Genomic DNA, 1696 nt, shown 5'->3' on the forward strand with positions numbered 1-1696 from the left:
CGAGCAGATCGCCCGCACCTTCACCAACCACCCGAACGCCCAGGCGCTGACACTGGCCGAGGTGGCTGGGGCGGTGGCCGCGGCCGGCGACCATACGCGGGCCCGCAGACTGGCCACCGACGCCGAGCAGATCGCCCGCACCATCACCTACTCGAAGTGGCAGGCGCAGACACTGGCCGAGGTGGCTGGGGCGGTGGTCGCGGCCGGCGACCATACGCGGGCCCGCAGATTGGCCACCGACGCCGAGCAGATCGCCCGCACCATCACCTACTCGAACTTGCGGGCGGAGACACTGGCCGAGGTGGCTGGGGCGGTGGCCGCGGTCGGCGACCATACGCGGGCCGAGGAGATCGCCCGCACCATCACCTACCCGTTCCTGCAGGTGCAGACACTGGCCGAGATGGCTGGGGCGGTGGCCGCGGCCGGCGACCATACGCGAGCCCACAGACTGGCCACCGACGCCGAGCAGATCGCCCACACCATCACCGACCCGGACCTGCAGGCGCAGACACTTGTCGAGGTGGCTGGGGCGGTGGCCGCGGCCGGCGACCATACGCGAGCCCACAGACTGGCCACCGACGCCGAGCAGATCGCCCACACCATCACCGACCCGGACCGTCAGGCATGGGCACTGGTCAGGGTGGCTGGGGCGGTGGCCGCGGCCGGCGACCATACGCGGGCCGAGGAGATCGCCCGCACCATCACCTACCCGGACCGGCGAGCGCAGACACTGGCCGAGGTGGCTGGGGCGGCGGCCGCGGCCAGCGACCACGCACGGGCTCACAGACTGGCCACCGACGCCGAGCAGATCGCCCACACGATCACCGACCCGGACCTGCAGGCGCAGACACTGGTCAGGGTGGTTGGGGCGGTGGCCGCGGCTGGCGACCATGCACGGGCTCACAGACTGGCCACCGACGCCGAGCAGATCGCCCACACGATCACCGACCCGGACCGTCAGGCATGGGCACTGGTCAGGGTGGTTGAGGCGGCGACCGCAGCTGGCGACCATACGCGGGCCGAGGAGATCGCCCGCGCCATCACCCACCCGGACCGTCAGGCGCGGGCATTGGCCAGGGTGGCTGGGGCGGCGGCCGCGGCCGGCGACCATACGCGAGCCGAGGAGATCGCCCGCACCATCACCGACCCGTTCCTGCGGGGGCAGACACTGGCCGAGGTGGCAAAGGTAGTCGGTCTGCCGCGGGCCGGTCACTTGTTGGGTGAGGCATTCGCGCTGGGATCGTGGCTGACACCTCTGCGCGTGTTGGCAATGATTCGCCCGCAGGAGGTGATCCGAATCGCTGACGCGATATACGCAAACGATCGTTCGTAAGGCACCAAGGGCAAGCCCCCAATCCACTGTGGCCATAGCTCTTCTGCAGGGAAGGGCTAAGCTTGATCTTTAACCTGTGCGGCCGTAGTGCTGGTCGAGTGTCTCGGCGCGCTTGACGGTCTTTGCCGGTGTGTGGCGAGGTGCTCTCGTGCGGTTGCTCGATCCGCGGGGGCGTCCTGGGCCGGGGCGGGAGGGTTTCGGTGCAGCCGCTGGACGCGCCGCCTTCGCGCGGATGTTGCGGAACCTCGCCGTGGCCGGGCGAGCCACAGCTGGGTGTGTGCTGCGGTGATCAGCGTCGTCCACAGGTCCGCGCTGGCCGGGTCCCGGAGCTTGGGCACGTTCCAGCCGAGTGTCTGCTTCAGC

The 1696-nt window shown here is 70.4% G+C and carries 1 protein-coding gene and 1 pseudogene; one reads left to right on the top strand and one right to left on the bottom strand.

The annotated features are described in order from the left end of the window. Window positions 1–1333 (top strand): hypothetical protein (locus LZ604_RS35420; protein WP_234520340.1); only part of this gene is annotated, 1333 nt, incomplete at its 5' end. Window positions 1334–1402: 69 nt separating this feature from the next. On the opposite strand, the pseudogene LZ604_RS35425 reads toward LZ604_RS35420, so the two are convergent. Then, window positions 1403–1696: pseudogene (locus LZ604_RS35425) on the bottom strand (NF041680 family putative transposase); the annotation flags it as partial.

The organism is Streptomyces glomeratus (assembly GCF_021462825.1).
GTDB classification, from domain to species: Bacteria; Actinomycetota; Actinomycetes; order Streptomycetales; family Streptomycetaceae; genus Streptomyces; species Streptomyces glomeratus.